This is a genomic window from Streptomyces sp. NPDC001222, from assembly GCF_042896945.1.
GTDB classification, from domain to species: Bacteria; Actinomycetota; Actinomycetes; order Streptomycetales; family Streptomycetaceae; genus Streptomyces; species Streptomyces gibsoniae.
Genome location: NZ_JBIAXT010000021.1, coordinates 130,531 through 153,169, shown reverse-complemented (window position 1 = coordinate 153,169; position 22,639 = coordinate 130,531). Strand labels below are relative to the sequence as shown.

Genomic DNA, 22,639 nt, shown 5'->3' with positions numbered 1-22,639 from the left:
GTCAGTGGCCGGCGGTCCGGTCCGGTCCCCCGGGCGTCGCCTCGGGGTCCGGACCCTTGGCCGCCTCCGCCTCGCTGTAGATGTCGGGTTCCAGGTAGATGACCCGCGCTATCGGGACGGTGGCGCGGATCCGGGCCTCGGCCGCGTCGATCGCGGCGGCGACCTGGGCGGCGGTGTCGTCGTGCCGAACGGCGATCTTGGCGGCGACCAGCAGTTCCTCGGGACCGAGGTGCAGGGTGCGCATGTGGATGATGCCGGTGACGGTCTCGCCGTCGACGGTCGCCGTCTCGATCTGCCTGATCACGTCCGGACCGGCGGCCTCGCCGAGGAGCAGGGACGAGGTCTCGGCGGCGAGGACGAGGGCGATCGAGACGAGGAGGACACCGATGCAGGCGGTGCCGATACCGTCCCAGATGCCGTCGCCGGTGAGCACTGCGAGGCCGACGCCCCCGAGTGCGAGCACCAGGCCGATCAGCGCGCCGAAGTCCTCCAGGAGGACGACGGGCAGCTCGGGCGCCTTGGCGCGGCGGATGAACTGCGCCCAGGACATCGTTCCGCGCAGCTCGTCGGACTCCTTTATGGCGGTGCGGAACGAGAAGCCCTCGGCGATCACCGCGAAGACGAGGACGCCCACCGGCCAGTACCAGTTCTCGAGTCCGTGCGGGTGCTGGATCTTCTCGTAGCCCTCGTAGATGGCGAACATGCCGCCGATCGAGAAGAGGACGATCGAGACCAGGAAGGCGTAGATGAAGCGCTCGCGGCCGTAGCCGAACGGATGCTGCGGGGTCGCCTCGCGCTGGGCCCGCTTGCCGCCGATCAGCAGCAGGAACTGGTTCCCGGAGTCGGCGAGCGAGTGGACGCCCTCGGCGAGCATCGAGGAGGAGCCGCTGAAGGCGAACGCCACGAATTTCGATGCCGCGATCGCGAGGTTGGCGCCGAGTGCCGCCACGATCGCCTTGCTGCCGCCTGACGCGCTCATGAGTTCGCGTTGTCCCTTCGTCACCGTCCGCCCTGGCTCGCCGCACTCTCGTGGCGCGTCCAGGGTTTTGCCCCGCCTTTGCCGGTGGGCCATTGTTGCAGCCGGGTCCGGCGCCGTGATGCGCCGGACCGCCGTCGGACGGAATGCGGCTGTGCGTCAGGCGACGACCGTGGCCCGGAAGAGGGTGCCGGTCCCGGAGGCCTCGGCGGTCTCGTCCGCCGCCACGAAGACGGACTGGCCCGGGGCGAGGAGATGTTCGCCGACGCGTACGGAACCCGCCGTGCACAGCAGGATCTGCGGGGTCGGGCGGGTCAGGTCGTGTGCGGCGGTGCCCTCGGGGAGGACGTAGCGGGACAGGCGGAACTCGTCGATGGGGGTCTCGTAGACCTCCTCGCCGTCGGGGGACGCCTCCGGGCGCAGCACGCCGGGGTCGGCCGCCTCGAAGCGGACGATGCGCAGCAGTTCGGGGACGTCGACGTGCTTGGGGGTCAGACCGCAGCGCAGGACGTTGTCGGAGTTGGCCATGATCTCGACGCCGAGGCCGCTCAGATAGGCGTGCGGGACGCCGGCACCGAGGAAGAGGGCCTCGCCGGGCTGCAGCTGTACGTGGTTGAGCAGCATGGCCGCGATCACGCCGGGGTCGCCGGGGTAGTGGTGGGCGAGGTCCGCGTACGGGGCGTAGGCGCCGCCGAGGCGGGCGCAGGCGGTAGCGGTCTCGGTGACCGTGTGGGCCATCTCCGCGGGGTCGGCGGTCAGGACCGCGGTGAGGACCTCGCGCAGGGCGGCGTCCTCGGGGTGCGCGTGCAGCAGGTCGACGTACGGCTTGAGGGAGTCGACGTCGAGGCCGGCGAGCAGTTCGGCGGCCTCGTCGGGGGCGCGGAAGCCGCACAGACCGTCGAACTCGGTGAGGGCGCAGATCAGTTCGGGCTTGTGGTTGGCGTCCTTGTAGTTGCGGTGGGGGGCGTCGAGGGGGATGCCGCGGCGCTCCTCGTCCTCGTAGCCCTCCTTCGCCTGCGCCAGGTCGGGGTGCACCTGGAGGGAGAGCGGGGCCCCGGCGGCGAGGATCTTCAGCAGAAAGGGCAGCCGGGGTCCGAACTTGGCGACCGTGCGGGCGCCGAGCTCCTGCTCGGGGGACTTGTCGATCACCTCGTTGAGCGGCCCGCGCGCGGTGCGCGAGGGTGCGCCCGGGTGGGCGCCCATCCACATCTCCGCCTGGGGCTCACCGGTCGGCTCCACGCCGAGGAGGCGGGGGATGGCGGTGGTCGAACCCCAGGCGTAGGGGCGGACGGTGTTGTCGAGGCGATCCATGGGTGTCTTCTTCTCCGTAGGTACGCGGGGCGCAGACGCCGTCAGACGGCGTGAGCCAAGGTCAGGCCCCCGAAGCGAGCGCCACGTAAACAGCGGCGAAATCTGTGATGGCGATCAGTTCCGCGAGGGTCTCCAGCTCACTGCCGTCCTCCGGTTCCAGTTCGCTGATCGCCGTGTCGTGGCTGAGTGCCAGCTCCCGTGCGGCGGGGGCCGCGCTCAGGCCCCCGATGGGCCGGTCGCGCAGCAGCACCACCCGTGCGTGGAGGGCCTGGGCCTCCTCGACGCGGTCGCGGAAGAAGTCCTCGGGGTCGGCGCCGGCGGCGAGCGCTCCGGAGAGCAGCACGTGGTGCGAGGCCAGCGCCTCGGGCAGCCGTGCGGTGAGCGCGGGGCGGCCGGCCAGTTCGGCGAGCGCGGCGGCGAAGCGGCGGCCGGCCGGCGCGGCGGAGACGCCCTCCGTCCAGATCACCGGCAGGGATTCGGCGAGTTCGGCGGCGAGGGTCTTGGCGGGGTTGCTGTAGGTGGCGATGACCGGGCCGCAACGCTCTGCGACCTGGTCGAGGCGGTCGGCGACCTTCTCCAGGACGTCGGCCGGGGCGGAGAGCAGCCCGGTGCGGTCCAGCAGGGCGAGCAGCGGGGTGAGCAGGGCCCACAGAACGCCGGGCGCGGAGGCCGCGAGCGGTTCCTCCTGCTCGTAGGGAGCGATCGCCATCGGGACGAACAGGCCGTGCGCGCCGTCCACCGCCTCCGTGACCGGGGCTCCGGCGGGGGCCACGGCGACGACCGTGCAGCCTCGGCGGTAGGCCTGCTCGACGAGGATCCCGAGGCCCGGTTCGGTGCCGTCGGGCGTGGCGATCAGCAGAAGGTCCACGGGGCCCGCCCAGCCGGGCAGGTCCCAGCGCAGGGCGCCGGCGGCCGGGGCGACACCGGTCGGGTGGATGCGGGTGACCGGGCAGGAGGCGCCGGCGAGAGTGCCGAGCAGTTCGGCGACCCCCACGGAGGCGGTTCCGGGGCCCGCGATGAGGACGGCGCGGGGGCGGCCGTCGGGCTTCAGATCGTTGATCCCCGCCTCGGCGGCGTGCCGTACGGCGGTGCGGACGCGGGCGCCGGCCTCGGCGGCGCCGCGCAGCAGGGCGCGGCGGTCGGCGACGGCCAGCGCATCGGGGTCGTCCAGCAGCGATTCGTCGAGCATGAGCGGCAGTCTCCGATCGCCGGTTGCGTCAGGCGGGGCGGCGGGCCTCGTCCACGAGCAGGACCGGGATGCCGTCCCGGACGGGGTAGGCGAGGCCGCAGTCCTGACCGGTGCAGACCAGCTCGCTGTCCTCCTCCGTGAGGGGGGCGTGGCACGCCGGGCAGGCGAGGATCTCCAGGAGGCCGGCTTCGAGCGGCATGAGGGGTCCCTTCGGAGCGAGTGCGCTTGACCTGGTCAGATTACCGCCGCGGGGGCGGCGCGGTGAGGGTTGGGCGTGGTGGCGCGGTCTCGGGCGGTGTGATGGGGGCCGGGCGCGGTGGCGCGGCGTCGGGCCCCCGCTCGGAGGGGGGCCCGACGCGGCCGTGCCGTGCGCGGCGGGGTCAGCCGCGGATGACGGCCAGGGCCTCGTCCCGGACCTTGGCCATGGTGGCCTCGTCCTTCGCCTCCGCGTTCAGGCGGAGCAGCGGTTCGGTGTTGGAGGGGCGGACGTTGAACCACCAGTCGGCGGTCGAGACGGTCAGGCCGTCCAGTTCGTCGAGGGTGACGCCCTCACGGCCCTCGTACGCCGCCCTGATCGCGGCCAGGCGGCCCTGCTGGTCGTCGACCGTGGAGTTGATCTCTCCGGAGCCCGCGTAGCGGTCGTACTCGGCGACCAGTTGCGACAGCGGGCCGTCCTGCTCGCCGAGGGCCGCCAGGACATGGAGTGCGGCCAGCATGCCCGTGTCCGCGTTCCAGAAGTCCTTGAAGTAGTAGTGCGCGGAGTGCTCGCCGCCGAAGATCGCGCCGGTGCGTGCCATCTCGGCCTTGATGAAAGAGTGGCCCACACGGGTGCGCACGGGCGAGCCGCCGTGCTCGCGGACGACCTCGGGCACGGACCACGAGGTGATCAGGTTGTGGATGACCGTGCCCTTCCCGCCGTGCTTGGCCAGTTCGCGTCCGGCGACCAGGGCCGTGACGGCGGACGGCGAGACGGGGTCGCCGTGCTCGTCGACGACGAAGCAACGGTCGGCGTCGCCGTCGAAGGCGATGCCGATGTCGGCGTGCTCCTCGCGGACGCGCTTCTGCAGATCGACGATGTTCTTGGGGTCGAGCGGGTTGGCCTCGTGGTTGGGGAAGGTGCCGTCCAGCTCGAAGTACATCGGGACCACGTCGATCGGCAGTCCGGCGAAGACGGTGGGCACGGTGTGGCCGCCCATGCCGTTGCCGGCGTCGACGACGACCTTCAGGGGCCGGATTGAGGTCAGGTCGACCAACGAGCGCAGGTGTGCCGCGTAGTCCTTCAGCGTGTCCTGCCGAGTGACCGTGCCGGGCGTCTGCGCGGGCTCCGGAGCGCCCTCGTCCACCCACTGCTCGACCAGGGCGCGGATCTCGGCGAGGCCGGTGTCCTGGCCGACCGGGGCGGCGCCCGCGCGGCACATCTTGATGCCGTTGTACTGGGCCGGGTTGTGCGAGGCGGTGAACATGGCGCCCGGCAGGTTCAGCGCGCCCGACGCGTAGTACAGCTGGTCCGTCGAGCACAGGCCGATCTCGGTGACGTCGGCTCCGAGAGCGGCGGCCCCGCGGGCGAACGCGCCCGAGAGTCCCGGGGAAGAGGGCCGCATGTCATGGCCGATCACGATCGCGTCCGCGCCGGTCACCTGGGCGAAGGCCGCCCCGAAGAGTTCGGCCAGAGACTCGTCCCACTGGTCGGGGACGACTCCGCGCACGTCGTACGCCTTCACGATCTGCGACAGATCAGCAGCCACGGCCAACCCTCCTGAGGTCTTGACGATGGCCCCAAACTACCTGCTGGAAGCAGCCCTCGGTGGCGGGTCCAGCGGGCCGGGAGGGCAGTTCCAACGGAGTTCATACCGGGGTTCACACCCGGACTTCACGAAGGCTGCCCCGGGCTCAGTTGTCCGGCGAGCGCAGCACCCGCAGATGACCCCGGCGCGCGACCTCCATCGGGTCCGCCGTCCGCGCGCTCCCGCCGGCCTCCGCCGCTCGCTGCTGGGGGCGGGCGGCCTCGCGGACCGCGTTGGCGAGCGCCTCCAGGTCGTCGCCGCTGGGGCGGGCGGGGGCGGAGCCGTCCAGGAGCCGGACGACCTCCCAGCCGCGCGGTGCGGTCAGGCGCTCGGAGTGCTCGGCGCACAGGTCGTAGCAGTGGGGTTCGGCGTAGGTGGCGAGCGGACCGAGGACCGCGGTCGAGTCGGCGTAGACGTACGTCAGCGTCGCTACGGCGGGTCGGCCGCAAGCGGTGCGCGAACAACGACGTACAGGGCTCACGAGGTTGGACGGTACCGCACTCTTGAGCGGGCCGCGACGACTCTCCCCCAGGTCACTCCACCGTGTCGTGTTGTGAAACACCCCACACGCCCCTCCCGGCGGACCTCGGTGACCTGCGCGGAGGCCGCGGGATCCGGCCGCGGGACTCTCTGAAATCGGTCACCACTTGGTACAAACCTTGCCAATTCCCATGAGGCCGACCGTCTGGGAGGGATATGGAATCGAGCCCAACCTTGGCTGGAATGGTCATCCTGCGACATGCCCGACAGCTTCGACCGGCCTCCGGCGGTCGGCCCGGCGAGCCGTGTGGACAAGACGGGCACAGGGGGCGCGAGACCGTGTGGGGCCGGGCGCCGGGCCCCGCCGGGGATTACGCTTCGTCAGTGATGGACAACGCCGTACCGCCCCGCTCCGCCGCACCCGGACCCCGCCGCCGTGATCGCCACGGCAGAGGCATGCGCGGCCCCGTCGCGCCGCCCCAGGTGCCCCTCGCCGCGAGCCGTGCCGAGGTGTTCGCCGACCTGGTGCAGGACTCCGTGGAGCGTCTGGAGCGGCGCTGGCCGCAGCTCGCCGACATCGACTTCGTCGTTCTCGAAGTGCCGCGCCTCGACGGCCCCGGTCAGGGGTGGAGCGACGACGCGGTGCCTCTGGGGGGCACGGTGCCGGCCGGTGACGGGCGCCGGGGGCGGGTCGTCGTCTACCGCCGCCCCGTGGAGATCCGCACCAAGGGCCGCGACGAGCGTGCCGCCCTGGTCCACGAGGTGGTCGTGGAGCAGGTGGCGGAGCTGCTGGGGCTGACTCCGGAGACCGTGGATCCGCGCTACGGCGAGGACTGACCCCCAGGGGCCCGGCAGCCCCCGGCCCCTCGGACCGTCATCTCATGAAGAACCCGGGGAGTCACCTCTTCGGTGGCCCCGGGCCGTCGCTTCACCGACGAGCCGGGGCCCGACCTCTCCCGTGGCCCCGGGCCGTCACTTCTTCAGCAGGACGGACAGGTCCTGGTCCGCCTCGGGCACCGCCACCGTGCCCCGGTCGTCGGGAAGGGTCTGCACGGTGAACGCCGGTACGCCCTCGAGGGTCGTCTGCAGCATGCGAGCGGCGTAGACGGGTCCTCCGGAGACCTGTTCGACGGTGAGCGCGTACGTGCCCTTCAGGCCGCTCGGCACGGGCGCGTCCACGTTCTGCGTCGTACCGCCCTTGATCGTGTACTCCTTGGTGGCCGTCGTGCCGCCGTCGCTGCCGGCGGAAGCGGTGACCTTGACCGTCGCCGTGCCCCCCGGCGCGGTCAGGGCGAGCGTGCTGCCCTTGGCGCTGTTGTCGGCGGCCGACGCGCGCGTGCCGACCGGCGCGGTCGCCGGGATGAACGCGGACTCCTGCTTGTCGCCCTTGCCGCGCACCACCCGCAGGGCGGCGACCACCGGGACCGGGGTGTCGCCGGGGCTCAGCACCAGGGAACCCGCCTCTCCGCGGGTGACGTCGCCGAGGTCGACGGCGGTGGTCGTACCGCCCTTCACATGGACCGTCTCGTTCCCGGCCGGGGTGATCTCCCCGGAGGGCGAGGCGAGGCGCACCTTGAGGTCGGCGTCGCTGTCGCCGGGCGCGAAGACCACCAGACGGACGTCCGTGGCGTCCTTGGGGATGCCGGGCAGCACCACGGAACCCGCGGGGTCCGTCGAGGGGGCCAGCCAGTCGCCGCCCAGCTTGTCGTCGAGGGCCTGCACGGCGGCGGCGACACGGCCGCTGCGGACGCTCACATGGACCGTGACGTCGGGCTCCTGCGCGTCGGTGAGCGTGGAGAGCAGGATCGGCTCGCCGGCGTGCGGCTGGACCGTGATGCCCTCGCCCACCGTCGACTTCAGCTTGCCGTCCTTGCCGTACAGCTCGATGTCCACGACCGCGGCGGAGTCGTCCGGGTTGGTGAGGTGCACATAGTCGGTGCGGGAGGCGGCGGTGCTGGCGCCCGCGAACCAGAACTCGGTGTCCGGGGCGCTGCAGGCGGTGCCGAGCAGCCCGCGGCCGGCGCCCGCGGCGACCTGGGTGGTCTCCTGGACCGTCCAGCCGGGGGCCAGGCGTCCCGTGGCGGTGCCGATCAGCGCGGGCGTGTCCGAGCCCGAGCTGTCCGCGGTGACCGGGGTGCCGGGGTCCTTTGGGGTCACGGTGGGCGCGCCGGACTGCGCCTTGGTCTTGCCGCCCTTGGTGCCCTTCCCGCCTTTCCCGCTCTTCGCGCCGCTGCCGCCCTTGCCGGTGTCCGTGCTGTCCGCCGACTGCGCGTCGGCGGGGGTGAGTTGGGCCTTCCCGCTGCCGCTCGTGCCCTGCGAGACGGGTGTGAACGACGTGTACGTGGTGTCGGCGATGTCGGAGATGCTCGGCTCCGGGCACAGCAGCCGGGTCTGCTCCACGGGCAGCCGCGCGGCCGTCTTCGCGGTGCTGCTGCCGGACGCGTGGGGCGCGTCGAGCGCGGCGAACCCGGTGACGGCGGCGAGCGCGGTCACGCCGGCGATCAGGGACAGGGTCGTGCGGTTCACTGCTGGCTCCCGTCGGGGCGCTCACTGTCGGTGCCGTGCGCCGGGTCGTAGGGCGCGGCGTAGCCCTGCTGGTACGTCGGGTCGTACGGCGCCGTGTTGCCGTAGGCGTACGGGTCGTACTGGGTGCCCTGGTAGGGGTCGGCCTGGTACTGCTGCTGCTGCTCGTAGGCGCCCTGCGCGTACTCCTGGGTGCCCTGGTACTGCTCGCCGCCGTAGGTGCCGTACTCGGTGCCCGCGTAGCCCGTCGTGTCCCACTCTCCGTACGCCTGCTGCTGCGGGATCGCGACGGGTTCGAACACCTCCTCCTCGGCCTGGTCCGGGGCGTCGGCGTCCTGTGCCGCCTCCTCGGCTTCGGCCTCGGCCTGGGCGCGCAGCCTGCGGGCGCGGCGGCCCTCGCCGCCGGCGTCCTGGACGGGCGCGGGCCGCTCCTCGGGGAGGTCGTCGTCGACGTCCCGGCGGCGGCCCGGCAGAGCGAGCACCACGAGGACGACCGCGAGCGCGCCCTGCGCCCACAGCCACCCGGTGTGGCCGAACGGGGTGTCGTAGGTGACGTCCAACGTGCCACCGGACGCGGGCAGTTCGAAGCCCTGGGCCCAGCCGTCGACCGTGGTGCGGGTGAGCGGCTTGCCGTCCAGGGTGGCGGTCCAGTCCGCGTCGGCGGTGTCGGCGATCCGCAGGATGCGGCCGTCGGCGCCGGACGGGATCCGGGTGTGGATCCCGACGGGTCCGGCCGCCACGGGCTGCGGTGCGGCGGAGCCGCTGACGATCGCCGCGCGGGAGACCTCGCGGTCCACCCGCCACAGGGCGCTGCCGTCCTGCTGGCTGAGCCGGCTCAGGCCGGGCGTGGCGTCCAGGACGCGGCTGACGTCGCGGGGGGCGCCCTTGCGGACGAGGACGTAGCGCACGGCGAAGCCGCCGAGTTCGTCGGCCTGGTCGGCGCCGGAGCCCGCCACGAGGTTGGCGACGACCTTGTCGAGCTGCTTGTTCTCGCCGTCCTCGGCGGCGAGTTCGGCGTCGCCGAGGCGGGCGCCGGAGCCGCGGACCAGGGTGTAGCGCACCAGCGCGGTGGACTCGCCGTCCAGGACGAGGGTGCGGGCCTGGTCGCTGGTGCCGCCCTCCTCGGCGACGAAGGCGGGCACCTGCACGGGGTCGCGCCGCTCCACGGGCCCGTCCGCGCCGCGGATCATCCACCCGCCGGCGATGAGCAGGGGACCCGCGGCGGACGCGAACGCGATGAGCGCGGCCACGGGCTGGCGCCAGCCGAAGCTCTGCTCGGCCACGCGGGCGCGGGCGCCGTCCGCGCCGACCGCGGCGGCGGCGAGCAGCGCGAGGCCGTAGACGAGGGTCGCGGGTCCGGCCCAGGTCGAGGCGTTGGACAGGACCGCGAAGACGAGCGCCACCAGGGCCGCCGTCCAGGCCGTCCAGGCGGCCTTGCGGCGCCCGGCGCGCATGAGGGCCGCGAGCGCGGCGAGGACGATGCCGATGAGCATCAGCCCGCTGACCGTGCCGGGGCCGCCGGGGCTCGCGCCCAGCAGATCGGAGGCGGAGGCCGTGCCCTTGCCGTAGGCGAGACCGGCCTCCCGGAAGAAGCCGAGGGGCAGCAGCGTGAGCGACCAGGGGGCGAGCACCAGCAGCGGGGTGCCCAACTGGGCGAGAACGCGCGGCCCGTAGCCGAGGATCTCGTTTCTGCGCACGGCGAGCAGGGCGAGGCCCAGGACCGTTGCGATGGGCCACACGATCGGGGTGAACGCGGTGGTGATCGTCAGCAGGAGGGCGTACGCCCAGGTGGCGCGCCAGCTGCCGCGCGCGCCGGAGGCATGGGCGAGACCGGACGCCGCGATGCCCGCGCGCGCGATGAGCGGCAGCAGAACGGCGAGGACAGCGGTGCCGATGCGGCCGCCGGCGAGGGCACCGGTGGCGGCGGGCAGGAAGGCGTACGCGATGGACGCCCAGGCGCGCAGCAGCCGGGACTCGACGAGCGGGCGCGAGGCGAAGTAGGCGGTGAATCCGGCCAGCGGCACCGAGAAGACGAGCAGCACCGTCACCGCGAGTCCGGTGGAGCCGAAGAGGAGGCTCGCGAGCAGGGCGACGAGCGCGAGGTAGGGCGGCGCGGAGTGCGTGCCGCCGGCGCCCACCGGATGCCAGGCGTCGAGATAGCTCGACCACAGGTCGGAGGAGGCGGCGGGCGCGGGCAGCAGCGCGCCGCCGGCGAGCGCCCCGCCGCCGAGCAGGGCGCGGCAGGCGACCAGTGAGACGAGCAGGAGGACGGCGAAGAGCAGCGGGCCCGGTTTGCGGGCGATGCGCTTGAGCCGGGCGAACTGCTCGACCTCGAGGAAGTCGGCGTCGTCGCCGCCCGGGCCGGACTCCAGGCCGCCGCCGTGCCGGCCGGCCGAGGAGACCTCGGGGTCGGAGCGGCCCACGAGGTTGCTCGCGACCTGTTCGACGGTGGCCCGGATCGTCGCTCCCGGCGGCGGGAACAGCGGGCGCAGCTCCCCCTTGTCGATCTGCGGACGGCCGCGCCGACGGCGTCCGGCGATGATCCGTTCGGGCCGCAGCAGGGTGCCCAGCAGGCCGCGGATCTCGTCGACGGCCTGTCCGGGCACCTTTCCGACGAGGTACGCGACCGTGCGCAGCAGGGTGCCGAGGACCAGGCGGAGCAGGACCCAGGGCAGCTGTGCCGTACGGGCGTTGACGAGCAGGGTGTAGACGGCGCCCGCTTTGTCCACCTTGTGCGGGGAGGCCGTGGTGCGGCCCGCGCAGTCGACGGCGCGGCGCTCGCGGGAGGCGGCCTCCGCGTGCCGTACGACCGCGTCGGGGGCGATCAGGACACGGTGGCCGGCGGCATGAGCGCGCCAGCACAGGTCGACGTCGTCGCGCATCAGCGGCAGATGCCGGTCGAAGCCGCCGAGCTCCTCGAAGACGTCGCGCCGGATCAGCATGCCCGCCGTGGACACGGACAGCACCGGGCGGATGTGGTCGTGCTGGCCCTGGTCCTGTTCGCGGCGGTCCAGACCGGTCCAGCGACGGCCGGAGTTGGCGATGGTGACGCCGACCTCCAGCAGCTGCCGGCGGTCGTACCAGCCGCGGAGCTTGGGACCGACCACGGCCACGTCGTCGCGGCCCAGCTCCAGTTCGTTCTCCACGACTCGCAGGAGCTGGGCCAGGGCGTCGGGTTCGGGGGCGCAGTCGTCGTGCAGGAGCCACAGCCACTGCACCGGCTCTCCGTACGGCAGGTCGGGCAGGTCGTACGCCTCGTCCCGCCAGGTGCGGGTGACCGGGTCCCAGCCGCTGGGGCGCTTGAGATAGGGCAGGTCGTCCGGGGTCAGCACGGCCGCGCCGCGGTTGGCCTCCTCGACGGCCTGGCCGAAGCCGGTGCGCCGGGCGAGGTGCAGGACCCGGTCGCCACCGAGGGCGTCGGTGAGCAACCGGGCGGAGTCGTCGGCGCTGCCGGTGTCGGCCGCCATGGCGTTCTGCACGGGGCGCTCCTGGCCGAGCAGCCCGGCGAGCGCGTCGGGCAGCCAGCGGGCGCCGTCGTGGGCGACGAGGACCGCGGTGACCACATGACGCGGGAACTCAGGTGTGGCAGCGGTGTCTTGGTGGGCTGCCTGGCTGTGCACGGACATCGAGGTACGGGCCCCGGTTCGATGGACTGCGGTGGACGCCTGTGCCCCGCGGGGGCAGCGGTGCGTCTCGGACGAGCGACCACACTATCGGCTGGGCAGCACAGCGGCCCGCCGCCTGTGGATAACCCACCTGCGACGGGCCGTCGTGACATCTGGGCAGAAGGCCGTGCGCCGTTGTCCCGGGCCGGGGCGCCGGAGGTCTCCGGCGGGGCCGCGTCAGACCGCGGCCTTTTTCAGGCGGCGGCGCTCGCGCTCGGACAGACCGCCCCAGATGCCGAAGCGCTCGTCGTTGGCGAGCGCGTATTCGAGGCACTCCGAGCGGACCTCACAAGCGAGGCAGACCTTCTTGGCCTCGCGGGTGGAGCCGCCCTTCTCGGGAAAAAAGGACTCGGGGTCGGTCTGGGCGCACAGCGCGCGCTCCTGCCAGCCGAGTTCCTCGTCCGCGTCGTCGACCAGCAGTTGCTGCACCAGCTCGGTCATGTGCGCCCCTCGTCAGTCCTTCGCGTCCCCGTGATGTGGCCGTTACCGATTTCGGCTGAACGACACGAGTGAAATTACAAGTGTGCCGATCCGGGCCAGTCAAGCCGAGATCTGCTATTGGGCCCCTTATTCACTCTGCGGAACCAAGGCTATGCGGAAAGTGTTCAAATCGGCATAAACCAAGACACTCGACAGGGGCCCTGATGGGCGACCACCCCGTCACAGGGGAGGACGTCCGGACGTTCGATCTCGTTCCGACCCGCACCGCGAAGCGAACCGGATCACAGTCGGATCACGAGATCGCAACGGCGTCCGTGCGCCCGGCGGTGCGCTCCATGTGTCCCGGACTCCCGGTGAACAAACCTTTCGTCTCGCAGATGAACCGGATGAGGTGAAACACCTCCCGCATCGCGGACCTCAAGTTGACAGCGGAGGTGTGAACCGGTGTCCTAGGGGGCATGCTCGCGAACCCGGCACTCACCCGGACCCGCTCCGCCGGGTCCCACGGTGCTGCCCGCGCTCGCTGTAGCTGTCGCTGTTTCGGCTGTTGAGCCTCTCCCACCGCTCCGGCCGCATCTGAGTCCACCGACTCGGCTGTTGTTCCCCGCCCGTATCAGGGCTCCCGCCACGCCCGCGACCCGGGCGGACGACTCGCGACATCCAGCCGCCCCCCACTCTCGCCGAGGAATGACCGCGCCCCATGAACAGCGACAGCGACCTGCAGATCGCCGGCGACATCCTGGAAGTACCGCATCTGCTCCAGCCGCCGCGCGAGCACCCGGCCACCGTGGCCGAGTTCGCCGGCCTCGCCCGCTCCATCGCCGCCGACCGCTCCCAGTGGGAGCACCTCGTGCGGTACGACGCGACCTCCCGCTGGTACCACCGGCTGCGCACCGTTCCCCAAGCTCTCGGCTCCGCTCGAGCAGGGGAGACCCCGATCGGCTACGAGGTGTGGCTGCTGTCCTGGGTCCCCGGACAGGGCAGTGGACTGCACGGCCACGGGGGCTCGTCCGGCGTACTGACCGTCCTGCACGGCGCACTGACCGAGCGCACGGAGCGCGGAACCCGCGCGTTGGGTGCGGGGGCGCAGAGGGTCTTCGCGCCGGGTTACGTGCACGAGGTGGTCAATGACGCGCTGGAGCCGGCGGTCAGCCTGCACATCTACTTCCCGGGCCTGACCGAGATGCCCATGCTTCCCGAGTCCCGGCTCCGTGCGGCCGGGGAGACCGGCGATATCGCCGGGGCCACTGGGGGCGCAAAGACCCGCGTCTCGGCGTGCGCGGCGGAGCGCGGCCCGGTGGACACGGTCACCGGCTGATCTCCGGCCGGGGCTCACGACACGGTCACCGGCCGAGCCCGGCGGCCGTCCACGACCGGTCGCGGGTCGTCACCACCGTTCGCAGGACCGTCCCCGTCCGTCACGCGTCGACCACCCCCGCCGAGTCGGCCCGGCGGCTGACACACTGTCTCAATGCGCATTGTGGTTCTGGCAGGCGGCATCGGCGGTGCCCGGTTTCTGCGCGGTCTGAAGCAGGCCGCTCCCGACGCCGACATCACGGTCATCGGCAACACCGGCGACGACATCCACCTCTTCGGGCTGAAGGTCTGCCCGGACCTCGACACGGTGATGTACACACTCGGCGGCGGCATCAACGAGGAACAGGGCTGGGGCCGGGCCGACGAGACCTTCCACCTCAAGGAGGAACTCGCGGCCTACGGCGTGGGCCCTGAGTGGTTCGGGCTCGGCGACCGCGACTTCGCCACGCACATCGTGCGGACGCAGATGCTGGGCGCCGGCTATCCGCTCAGCGCGGTCACCGAGGCGCTGTGCGACCGCTGGAAGCCGGGGGTCCGGCTGCTGCCCATGTCGGACGACCGCGTGGAGACCCATGTCGCCGTCGAACTGGACGGCGAGCGCAAGGCGATCCACTTCCAGGAGTACTGGGTGCGGCTGCGGGCCTCCGTCCCGGCCGAGGCGATCGTGCCGGTGGGCGCCGAGCGGGCGAAGCCGGCCCCCGGTGTCCTGGAGGCCATCGCGGAGGCGGACGTGGTGCTCTTCCCGCCGTCCAACCCGGTGGTGTCCGTCGGCACCATCCTCGCGGTGCCCGGCATCCGGGAGGCCATCGCGAACGCCGGGGTGCCGGTGGTGGGCCTCTCCCCCATCGTCGGTGACGCGCCCGTGCGCGGCATGGCCGACAAGGTGCTCGCGGCGGTCGGTGTGGAGTCGACGGCCGCGGCGGTCGCCGAGCACTACGGCTCCGGGCTGCTGGACGGCTGGCTCGTCGACTCGGTGGACGCGACCGCCGTGGAGCGCGTCGAGGCCGCGGGCATCCGCTGCCGCGCGGTGCCGCTGATGATGACCGACCTGGAGGCGACGGCCCGGATGGCCCGCGAGGCGCTGGCGCTGGCGGAGGAGGTGCGGGGCGCTTGAGCGGCGGGCTTTCCACGAACGAGGCCGGCGAGGCCCTGGGTGGCCTCGCGGCCGACGGTGCACAGGGCTACCGCGTATGGGCCGTGCCCGGACTGCCCGAGATCCGTGAGGGTGACGACCTGGCGAAGGTCATCGCCGCGGCGGAGCCCGGTCTCGCCGACGGGGACGTGCTCCTCGTCACCTCGAAGATCGTGTCCAAGGCCGAGGGCCGGGTCGTCCGGGCGGACGACCGGGAGGCCGCCATCGACGCCGAGACCGTGCGGGTCGTCGCCCGGCGCGGCCCCCTCAGGATCGTCGAGAACCGGCAGGGCCTGGTGATGGCCGCCGCCGGGGTCGACGCCTCCAACACCCCGGCGGGGACCGTGCTGTTGCTGCCGGAGGACCCCGACGCGTCCGCGCGCGCCGTCCGGGACGGGCTGCGGGACGCACTCGGCGTCGACATCGGTGTGATCGTCACGGACACCTTCGGGCGGCCGTGGCGCACCGGACTCACCGATGTCGCCATCGGGGCCGCGGGCGTACGGGTCCTGGACGACCTGCGCGGCGGCACGGACGCGCACGGCAATCCGCTGAGCGCGACCGTCGTCGCCACCGCCGACGAACTGGCCGCGGCCGGTGACCTGGTCAAGGGCAAGGCCGACGGTCTGCCCGTCGCCGTCGTGCGCGGGCTGCCGCACCTGATGGCCGGGGACGACGGCGAGGGCGCGCGGGCGATGGTGCGCGGCGCGCGCGACGACATGTTCCGGCTGGGCACCTCCGAGGCGATACGGGAGGCGGTGAACCAGCGGCGCACGGTGCGGGCGTTCACCGACGAGCCCGTCGACCCCGGTGCCGTACGGCGCGCGGTGGCCGCCGCCGTGACCGCGCCCGCCCCGCACCACACGACACCGTGGCGGTTCGTGCTGCTGGAGTCCGAGGAGTCGCGGACACGGCTGCTGGACGCGATGCGGGAGGCGTGGATCGCCGATCTGCGGCGGGACGGGAAGAGCGAGGAGTCCATCGCGAAACGGGTCCGGCGCGGAGACGTGCTGCGCAACGCGCCGTACCTCGTCGTGCCCTGCATGGTCATGGACGGCTCCCACACCTACGGCCATGCGCGGCGGGACGCGGCCGAGCGGGAGATGTTCGTGGTCGCCACCGGCGCGGGCGTGCAGAACCTGCTGGTGGCGCTCGCCGGGGAGCGGCTGGGCTCGGCCTGGGTGTCGTCGACGATGTTCTGCCGCGACGTCGTACGCGAGGTACTGGGGCTGCCGGAGACCTGGGAGCCGATGGGCGCCGTGGCGGTCGGGCATCCGGCCGAGGAGCCGAGGCCCCGGCCGGAGCGGGATCCTGGGGCGTTCATCGAGGTGCGGTGAGCGCGTGGAGCGCCGGGCGCGGGTCGCCGGGCCCGGACTCGGGACGCGAGGTGCGGACGGTCACCCCCGCGCGGCCGTCGCGCGCTCTACTCTCTTGAGACACGTAGGACACGACTCTCTCAAGACGCCCAGGACACGTAAGACACGTAAGACACGCCAGTTTCCCGGACCTGCCTCCCTAGGACCCCCTCCGTGGCCGGACGCTTCCCTCTCCGCCCCACCCCCACGACCCTGCGCGGTGGGGATGTCGTCGTACCCAGGGGCGTGCCACGGCAGGTCGCGACCCCGGGCCGACGGCGGACCTGGACCCCGACCGGCCCGCTCGATCTCGGGCTGGTGCTGGGGCCGCTCAGGCGCGGACCCGCCGATCCCACGTTCCGGGCGACCCCGGACGGCTCGGTGTGGCGGGCCAGTCACACCCCTCAGGGACCGGGCACCCTGCGCGTCGCGCTGCGGCACGGGAACGCCGAGGCGGAGGCCTGGGGGCCCGGGGCGGAGTGGCTGCTGGAGCAGCTGCCCGAGATGCTCGGCGCGTCGGACGATCCGGGCGCCTTCGAGCCGCGGCACCGGCTGCTCGCGCTGACCTGGAAGCGACGCCCCGGGCTGCGGCTGACGCGCACGGGCCTGGTGCTGGAGTCGCTGATCCCGTCGGTCCTGGAGCAGAAGGTCACCACGGACGAGGCGTACCGGGCGTGGCGGCTGCTGGTACGGAAGTTCGGGGAGCCGGCGCCTGGTCCCTCGCCGGGACGGATGCATGTGATGCCGGCCCCGCGCACCTGGGCCCTGATCCCGTCGTGGGAATGGCACCGCGCCGGTGTCGACGACAAACGGGCGTCGACGATCCTGCGGGCGGTGCGGCTGGCCGCGCGGCTGGAGCAGGCGACGGGGATGGCGCCGGCCGAGGCGCAGGCGCGGCTCGAGGTGGTGCCGGGGATCGGCCCGTGGACCTCCGCGGAGACCGTGCAGCGCAGTCATGGGGCGGCGGACTCGGTGACCGTCGGGGATCTGCATCTGCCGGGGATCGTGGGCTACGCCCTCGCGGGGGACCGGAACGCGGACGACGAGACGATGCTGTCGCTGCTGGAGCCGTACGCGGGGCAGCGGCACCGGGCGGCGCGGCTGATCCTGCTGAGCGGCTCCGTGCCACCGCGCCGGGCCCCGCGGATGCGGCGCGGGGACATCGGGCGGCTGTGACGAAGTGATACGGAGCAGCAGGCAGTAATGAGGAGTACGACGTCGGGGCGAAGGTGCGGGCCGGGGCGGTGCTCCCGGCCCGCCCCGGCCCTCACCAGGTTCTTACTTTCGGCCCCCGGCCGTGCCTCGCCCGCTCGTCCTCACTGGTCCGACGAGAAACGCACCGCGCCCGCGGGGATCCGCGCGTCACACCAGACCCGTACCCCGTCACGGAGTTCGTTGTCCGCGCCGACCACGGCGCCGTCGCCGATGACCGCGCCCGTGAGGACCGAGCGTTCGCCGATCCGGGAGCGCGCGCCGATGAGGGAGTCGGTGATGACCGCACCCGGTTCCACCACCGCGCCGGAGAGCAGCGTGCTGCCCGAGATCCGGGCGCCCTCCCCGACGAACGCGCCCTCGCCCACCACCGTGCCGCCCGTCAGCTTCGCGCCGGTGGCGACCGAAGCCGTCGGCAGGATCAGGCGGTCGCCGCAGCGGCCGGGCACCGCGGGGGACGGGGCGCGGCCCAGGACCAGGTCCGCCGAGCCGCGCACGAAGGCGGCCGGAGTGCCCAGGTCGAGCCAGTACGTCGAGTCCACCATGCCCTGGAGATGGGCTCCGGCGGCCAGCAGGTCGGGGAAGGTCTCCCGCTCCACCGAGACCGGGCGGCCCATCGGGATGGTGTCGATCACCGAGCGGCGGAAGACGTACGCCCCGGCGTTGATCTGGTCGGTGACGATCTCCTCAGGGGTCTGCGGCTTCTCCAGGAACGCCGTGACCCGGCCTGTCTCGTCGGTGGGGACCAGGCCGTACGCCCTCGGATCCGTCACCTTCGTCAGGTGGAGGGAGACGTCCGCGCCCGTCGACTCGTGGGTGTGCACCAGGGCACGGATGTCCAGGCCCGTGAGGATGTCACCGTTGAAGATGAGCACCGGTTCGTCGGGGCCCGAGTGGAGTCGGCTCGCCACGTTGCGGATGGCGCCGCCCGTACCGAGCGGCTCCTCCTCCGTCACGTACTCCAGCCGGAGGCCGAAGGCCGACCCGTCGCCGAAGTACGGCTCGAACACCTCGGCGAGGTAGGACGTGGCGAGCACGATGTGCTCGACTCCCGCCGCCCTGGCCCGCGCCAGCTGGTGCGTGAGGAACGGGACCCCGGCCGCCGGAACCATGGGCTTGGGCGTGTGCACCGTGAGGGGGCGTAGCCGGGTGCCTCTGCCGCCGACCAGGAGGATCGCTTCTGTCACCTGTCGTCTCTGCTTCCTGCCGGGACCGGCCGAACTGTCCATCGGCCGGCCAGTGTATGCAGACCGTGTTATGAGGACCGCTAAAGGCGTTATGAGGACCGTTAGAGGTGCCTTCGACGACAGTGGGGTGTCCTTCGACGGCTGTGTGGGGAAACGCCCCCGCACGCCTTCATACGGATGAACTCGTGCCGCATGTGCGAGACGTCGTGCGGTGTGGTGCCGGTCACCGTACGACGTCACGCGGGCGGTCGCGTACGACGTCCCGCGACCGCCCCCTCCTCAGCGGCCCTGGTAGCGGGCCGCCTTGAGGCGGATCAGGTCGAGTTCGCCGTAGAGCAGCCTTCCAGGGCACTCCGTGGCGAATCCGTCCCGATGGCCGGAGATCACGTTCAGTCGTACGTTCTCGCCCTTTGGGTAGAGATTGCCACCCCCGGACTCCAGATATGTCTTGGCGCGCGGATCCACGCCGAAGAGGCCGAGTTTCCATGCGGTGAGCCGGGCGATGGCGTCCACCGCGGCGGTCGTCGGGGCGGTGGACGTATAGGTGCCGATGACGGCGATCCCCGTGGTGTCGCTGTTGAAACCGAGGGTGTGGGCGCCCATCACGGGCTTCTCCACACCCCCCGCGCGGCCTTCGTAGATGTTTCCGCACCTGTCGACGAGGAAGTTGTAGCCGATGTCGCGCCAGCCGCTGCTCACCACGTGGTAGCGGTAGATACTGCGGATGACGGAAGGGGCCTGGGCGCAGGTGTAGTTGTTGCCCGTGGCGGTGTGGTGCACGAAGGCCGCCTTCACGGTGTCCGTGTAGAGGAAGTCCGGCTCGCGCAGGCTCTCGTCGGCGCCCCAGCCGCTGCGCGAGACGATGCGCGGGCGCGGTGCGACGTACGCCTGCCGGGTGTGCTCCGTGGGCGTGTCCTTCCCGGCCGCCCTCCCCGGCTTCCGCGATTCCTCCGGACCCTTCCAAGGCCCCGGGATCTCCATGTCGTTGAGGGGGGCGAGACCGGCTTCCACGGCGGACGTGATCGTTTCCGCGCCCGTGCCCGCGCCCACGGCCGGGTCCGGGGCGTCCGCGCCCGGAGCGTCCGGCACCTCGGCGGGGCCCGCGGGGCCCGCGAGATCCTCGGGGCTCGTGGGAGCGTCCTCCCCCGGCGCCCGGCCCGGGTCGACCAGTTCGACGTGCAGGCCGTCGGGGAGCCTCGGGGCGCGGGTCTCACCGGATCCGGCCTCGTCGGCGCGGACCGACACCTGCACGCCGTCCGAGGCGCCCACCCACAGCGGCGCCGTCGCTCCGCGCATCCGGCGCGAGCTGCCCTCCCCGCTGCCCGGGTCGGGGCCGTGGTCCTGGTTCCGGGCCTCCAGTTCCTGCCAGCCGGACCACCGGCCCGTGCCTTTGGCCCGGGTGCGGATCCGGACATGGCCGTGAAGTCCGGCGGCCGGGTCGTCCCAGACGACGCCGACCAGGGAGAAGGAACGCACGGTCTGCGGGGCGAGGCCCCGCTCGGTCGCGGCCTCGGGGGCGCGCGAGCCGGTGAGGGCCGCGAGAGGGAGCGACTGGGTGCTGCCGGGGACGGCCGCCCCGGCGACCGGCCCGGCCGCCGTGGCGGGGGACGCCAGAGGCAGGGTGAGTACGGCGCAGCTGACACCGATCGAGGAAGCAAGGAATCCACGCATGACCACGATCTTGGACATAGTCAGACATATATGTCCATCAAGGAACTGACGGGTCGTCGGATCCGCTCGGCCGAACCGGTGGCTCGTCCCACATCCGCCGCGCCGCCCCCGGCCACCGCCCCCGCGTACGCTTGCGCGCGTGAACGCCACCGACCGCACCCCTGCCGACCTGCTGCGTTCCGCGCTCGTCGCGGACCCCTCGCGCCCCCTGGTGACCTTCTACGACGACGCCACCGGCGAACGTGTCGAACTCTCCGTCACCACCTTCGCCAATTGGGTGGCCAAGACCGCCAACCTGCTCCAGGGCGACCTCGCCGCCGAGCCCGGCGACCGGGTCGCGCTGCTGCTGCCGGCTCACTGGCAGACGGCGGTGTGGCTGCTCGCGTGCGCGTCCGTGGGCGTCGTCGCGGACATCGGCGGCGACGCGTCGGCCGCGGACCTCGTCGTCAGCGGGCCCGACACGCTCGACGCGGCGCGCGCCTGCTCCGGGGAGCGCGTCGCCCTCGCCCTGCGCCCCCTCGGCGGACGATTCCCGCAGGTCCCGGCCGGCTTCCTGGACTACGCGGCCGAAGTGCCGGGCCAGGGCGACCGTTTCCAGCCGTACGCGCCCGTCGATCCGCAGGCGGCGGCGCTGATCGTCGCCGGGGCGGAGTACACGGGCGCGGAGGTCGTGGAGCGAGCCCGCGCCGACGCGCCCGCCCTCGGCTTGACCGGACCCGGCTCCCGGCTGCTGTCCGGGCTGCCGTACGACACCTGGGAGGGTCTGAGCGCCGGGCTGTACGCGCCCCTGTCCACCGGCGGCTCGGTGGTGCTCTGCCGACACCTGGACCGGCTCGGCGAGGACGCGCTCGCACAGCGGATCGACAGCGAACGCGTGTCGGCCACCGCCACCGCTCGCTGAGCGGTCCGCCCCGGTCCACCACGCCGCGCACGGCCCTCCCGCCCGCGCCGGAGGGCACCGCACGCCCCCGTCCGGGACGTCCCCCGTTCGGACCAGCAACACCCGCCTTCCGGCCCCGCCCCGGGCCATGGTCGTAAGAGCCCGACACGCTCGTACGCGCAAGGGGGTGCACCCGGCAGTGACGATCCACGGCACCGCGTGGCGGCCACCCCGTCGGCGCCGGCGCTGGGTGCGCCGCTCCGCGCTCGGCCTCGCCGTGCTCGTGCTCGGGACCAGCGGGCTCGCGTGGGCCGCGTACGAGAAGCTGAACTCGAACATCACCGCCGACAACGACGCGGCGTCCGAGCTGGCGCGCTACGAGAAGGAGCGGCCCACCGCCCTGGCGCACGGCGCGCAGAACATCCTGATCATCGGGTCCGACCGGCGGTCGGGTGCCGGGAACGGGCAGTACGGGCGGGACTCCGGGACCGAGCGGTCCGACACCGCGATCCTGCTGCACCTCGCGTCGAACCGGCGCAGCGCCACCTCGGTGTCCCTGCCCCGGGACCTCATGGTGGACGTGCCTGACTGCCGGCGGCCGGACGGCAGCCGTACCCGGCCCGTTTTCACGATGTTCAACCACGCCTTCGCCGCGGGCGGTTCCGCGTGCACGGTGCGCACCGTGGAGAAGCTGACGAACATCCGGATCGACCACTTCATGGTCGTCGACTTCAACGGCTTCAAGGAGATGGTCGACGCCCTCCACGGTGTCACGGTGTGCCTGAAGAGGCCGATCGACGACAAGGACGCCCGGCTGAAGCTGCCCGCGGGCAGGGTGACGCTCGACGGTGAACAGGCACTCGGTTATGTGCGGGCCCGCAAGAGCCTCGGCAACGGCAGTGACACCGAGCGGATGGAACGCCAGCAGCTCTTCCTCGGCGCGCTGGTCGGCAAGGTGCGCCGCAACGACGTCCTGCTGAATCCGGTGACGTTGTATCCCGTGCTGGACGCGGCCACCTCGGCCCTGACCACGGATCCGTCCCTGGCGAGTCTGCGCGGGCTCTACCAGCTTGTGAGAGGGCTGCGAAACCTCGGCGCCGAGCACGTGCAGTTCCTGACCGTCCCGCGCACCCCGTACCCGGGCGATGCCAATCGCGACCAACTCGTGCAGCCCCAGGCGCGGAATCTCTTCGCACGGTTGCGCGCCGACCAGCCCGTCGAGGTCACCAAGGAAGTTCCGGCCGATTCGCCCGGAGAAACGAGCGACAAGGCAGGCGGTTTCGGTGACGGCCCGGAGTCGTACGACAACGGAATGTCCGGCGGAAAGGCCCCTGTTGGGCCCGGTGTTCCGCGACGGAGTCCCGAACCCCCGCCCACTTTCCGCGGGAACACGGCCGCACAGGACGCGTGCGGGTAAAGTGCGGCCCAAGGCGGGGAACGTGTGAGCTAAGAACTCTCTGGGAATTGGGGCGGATTGCCCGGTTGTAGGGGAGTGGAATTTGTCACCGCCGTCGCT

At 72.8% G+C, this 22,639-nt stretch carries 18 protein-coding genes; 7 read left to right on the top strand and 11 right to left on the bottom strand.

What is annotated here, in order from left to right:
* Position 1: 1 nt before the first annotated feature.
* From ACFY2Z_RS26225 to ACFY2Z_RS26200, 6 genes are all read right to left on the bottom strand, one after another.
* A complete protein-coding gene (locus ACFY2Z_RS26225) occupies positions 2–979 on the bottom strand; it encodes a cation diffusion facilitator family transporter (RefSeq protein WP_390746541.1) in 978 nt (325 codons plus the stop codon).
* A 156-nt stretch (positions 980–1,135) separates the two neighbouring features.
* Positions 1,136–2,287: a mannose-6-phosphate isomerase, class I gene (gene manA / locus ACFY2Z_RS26220; protein WP_390746540.1), complete on the bottom strand. Its 1,152-nt coding sequence runs from the start codon at positions 2,285–2,287 to the stop codon at positions 1,136–1,138.
* 61 nt (positions 2,288–2,348) lie between these two features.
* On the bottom strand, positions 2,349–3,476 hold the full coding sequence (locus ACFY2Z_RS26215; protein WP_390746539.1) for an SIS domain-containing protein: 1,128 nt from the start codon (positions 3,474–3,476) through the stop codon (positions 2,349–2,351).
* Positions 3,477–3,504: 28 nt separating this feature from the next.
* Positions 3,505–3,675 (bottom strand): Trm112 family protein, encoded by a 171-nt coding sequence (locus tag ACFY2Z_RS26210; RefSeq protein WP_390746538.1) that lies wholly within the window; start codon positions 3,673–3,675, stop codon positions 3,505–3,507.
* A 181-nt stretch (positions 3,676–3,856) separates the two neighbouring features.
* On the bottom strand, positions 3,857–5,221 hold the full coding sequence (locus tag ACFY2Z_RS26205; protein ID WP_390746537.1) for a phosphomannomutase/phosphoglucomutase: 1,365 nt from the start codon (positions 5,219–5,221) through the stop codon (positions 3,857–3,859).
* A gap of 145 nt (positions 5,222–5,366) precedes the next feature.
* Positions 5,367–5,741 (bottom strand): DUF3499 domain-containing protein, encoded by a 375-nt coding sequence (locus ACFY2Z_RS26200; RefSeq protein ID WP_311699710.1) that lies wholly within the window; start codon positions 5,739–5,741, stop codon positions 5,367–5,369.
* A gap of 386 nt (positions 5,742–6,127) precedes the next feature.
* On the opposite strand from ACFY2Z_RS26200, the gene ACFY2Z_RS26195 reads away from it, so the two are divergent.
* Positions 6,128–6,577, top strand: coding sequence for a metallopeptidase family protein (locus tag ACFY2Z_RS26195; RefSeq protein ID WP_390746555.1), 450 nt, complete (start codon positions 6,128–6,130; stop codon positions 6,575–6,577).
* Between the two features lie 135 nt (positions 6,578–6,712).
* On the opposite strand, the gene ACFY2Z_RS26190 is transcribed toward ACFY2Z_RS26195, so the two are convergent.
* The 3 genes from ACFY2Z_RS26190 to ACFY2Z_RS26180 form a co-directional block, all read right to left on the bottom strand.
* Complete coding sequence (locus tag ACFY2Z_RS26190) at positions 6,713–8,266, bottom strand: DUF5719 family protein (protein ID WP_390746536.1); 1,554 nt, start codon at positions 8,264–8,266, stop codon at positions 6,713–6,715.
* A complete protein-coding gene (locus ACFY2Z_RS26185) occupies positions 8,263–11,889 on the bottom strand; it encodes a glycosyltransferase family 2 protein (protein ID WP_390746535.1) in 3,627 nt (1,208 codons plus the stop codon). The genes ACFY2Z_RS26190 and ACFY2Z_RS26185 overlap by 4 nt, the downstream gene beginning before the upstream one ends.
* A gap of 216 nt (positions 11,890–12,105) precedes the next feature.
* Complete coding sequence (locus ACFY2Z_RS26180; RefSeq protein WP_003975777.1) at positions 12,106–12,369, bottom strand: WhiB family transcriptional regulator; 264 nt, start codon at positions 12,367–12,369, stop codon at positions 12,106–12,108.
* 700 nt (positions 12,370–13,069) lie between these two features.
* Between ACFY2Z_RS26180 and ACFY2Z_RS26175 the strand changes: the two genes are divergently transcribed.
* The 4 genes from ACFY2Z_RS26175 (at position 13,070) to ACFY2Z_RS26160 (ending at position 17,349) form a co-directional block, all read left to right on the top strand.
* Positions 13,070–13,687, top strand: coding sequence for a cysteine dioxygenase (locus tag ACFY2Z_RS26175; protein WP_390746534.1), 618 nt, complete (start codon positions 13,070–13,072; stop codon positions 13,685–13,687).
* A gap of 153 nt (positions 13,688–13,840) precedes the next feature.
* Entirely contained in the window at positions 13,841–14,800 is a 960-nt protein-coding gene (cofD, locus tag ACFY2Z_RS26170) for a 2-phospho-L-lactate transferase (RefSeq protein WP_390746533.1), read from the top strand.
* A gap of 35 nt (positions 14,801–14,835) precedes the next feature.
* The gene (locus tag ACFY2Z_RS26165) at positions 14,836–16,155 is read left to right on the top strand and encodes a coenzyme F420-0:L-glutamate ligase (RefSeq protein WP_390746554.1); all 1,320 of its coding nucleotides are present in this window, start codon (positions 14,836–14,838) and stop codon (positions 16,153–16,155) included.
* A gap of 192 nt (positions 16,156–16,347) precedes the next feature.
* The gene (locus ACFY2Z_RS26160) at positions 16,348–17,349 is read left to right on the top strand and encodes a DNA-3-methyladenine glycosylase family protein (RefSeq protein WP_390746532.1); all 1,002 of its coding nucleotides are present in this window, start codon (positions 16,348–16,350) and stop codon (positions 17,347–17,349) included.
* 140 nt (positions 17,350–17,489) lie between these two features.
* Here ACFY2Z_RS26160 and ACFY2Z_RS26155 read toward each other — a convergent pair whose 3' ends face one another.
* Together ACFY2Z_RS26155 and ACFY2Z_RS26150 are read right to left on the bottom strand one after the other, a co-directional pair.
* On the bottom strand, positions 17,490–18,572 hold the full coding sequence (locus ACFY2Z_RS26155) for an NDP-sugar synthase (RefSeq protein WP_311699716.1): 1,083 nt from the start codon (positions 18,570–18,572) through the stop codon (positions 17,490–17,492).
* A gap of 279 nt (positions 18,573–18,851) precedes the next feature.
* Complete coding sequence (locus ACFY2Z_RS26150; protein ID WP_390746531.1) at positions 18,852–20,261, bottom strand: N-acetylmuramoyl-L-alanine amidase; 1,410 nt, start codon at positions 20,259–20,261, stop codon at positions 18,852–18,854.
* 121 nt (positions 20,262–20,382) lie between these two features.
* Between ACFY2Z_RS26150 and ACFY2Z_RS26145 the strand changes: the two genes are divergently transcribed.
* Both ACFY2Z_RS26145 and ACFY2Z_RS26140 read left to right on the top strand, forming a co-directional pair.
* Positions 20,383–21,144, top strand: coding sequence for a TIGR03089 family protein (locus ACFY2Z_RS26145; RefSeq protein ID WP_390746530.1), 762 nt, complete (start codon positions 20,383–20,385; stop codon positions 21,142–21,144).
* Between the two features lie 127 nt (positions 21,145–21,271).
* Positions 21,272–22,540: an LCP family protein gene (locus ACFY2Z_RS26140; RefSeq protein ID WP_390746529.1), complete on the top strand. Its 1,269-nt coding sequence runs from the start codon at positions 21,272–21,274 to the stop codon at positions 22,538–22,540.
* Positions 22,541–22,639 lie beyond the last annotated feature (99 nt).